Genomic DNA, 1,115 nt, shown 5'->3' on the forward strand with positions numbered 1-1,115 from the left:
ATCGCGGCGAGGTTGTCGCGCTCGGCGATCAGGCGGGCCTTGCGGCCGAGATTTTCGCCGAGCTGCGAGCGGATGATCGAGAGCTCGGCCTTGGTCTGGACATMGTCGAGCCAGAACAGGGTCTGGCCAGCCTCGACCCGGTCGCCCTGGCGCACCCCGATCGCCTGGACGATGCCGCCGTCGCGGTGCTGCACCTCCTTGAGGTTCTGGTCGACCTTGACCGAGCCCTGGGCGATCACGGCGCCGTTGAGATGGGCGCTGGCGGCCCAGCCGCCGCAGCCGACGACCAAGAGCAGGGCGAGCGCCGTACCGGCGAGCATATGCCGGCCGAGCCCGAAATTCGGCTCGCGCCCTTCCCTGGCGTCCCCACCGGACTGCGATGCGACACTGCTCTTGATCATGCTCATCTCTCCCGTCAGACGGCCCGGAATGCGAGACGCTGCGGCCCCGCCCCCTCGCCGGGATCAGTAGTAATAAAGCCTGTGACTGCCCTGGATCTCGATCGAGTAGTCCTTCTCGTCATTCTGCTCGAGATAGACATCGACATAGGTGCGGTCGTCGTCACCGATCTTCTCGATGCGGAAGCGGAATGGCCGACCGGAATCGTCGCCCTCGTCGCCATAGGTGCGATCGAAGGCATCGTCGTCGGAACCGCTTCCGCCGTCGTCATCATCGTCATCATCATCGTGCTTGCGGATCTGGTACTGCTTGATGCGGATGCGGTCGCCGGCCTCGAGGTCGAGGATCTGGTGGATCAGGTCGCGATCGTCCTCATCATAGGGCACGTCGAAGGAGAAGGTGTCGTCGCCCGCCCCGCCGGTCAGCGTCACCRCATCAGYGCCGATGGTGAAGTGGTCRTTGCCGCTGCCGCCGATCACCGCCTCGATGCTGGAGAASCYGTCCTCGCCGATCTCGACGCYGACCGCCTTGCCCTCGACCAGGTTGATGTCGATGCATTGCGTCGCCTGGGAGTAATCCAGTGTGTCGCAGCCGCTGCCGCCATCATAGCAATCGGCCGTGGCATCGAGGGTGCCGATGATCACGTCGTTGCCGGACCCGGCTTCGACCCGGTCCCTGCCCCCACCGCCATCGAGCGTATCCGCGCCGCTGCCGCC

General features: G+C 65.5%; 1 protein-coding gene and 1 pseudogene. Both read right to left on the bottom strand.

All coding sequences use genetic code 11. The features are described from left to right. Nucleotides 1–401 (bottom strand): annotated as a pseudogene (locus AC1DJT_RS36845) (HlyD family type I secretion periplasmic adaptor subunit); the annotation flags it as partial. 63 nt (nucleotides 402–464) lie between these two features. Further along, nucleotides 465–1,115: calcium-binding protein (locus AC1DJT_RS36850; protein WP_476836078.1), on the bottom strand; the 651-nt coding region annotated here is incomplete at its 5' end.

This window comes from Allobosea sp. 05T422_2 (genome assembly GCF_056396265.1).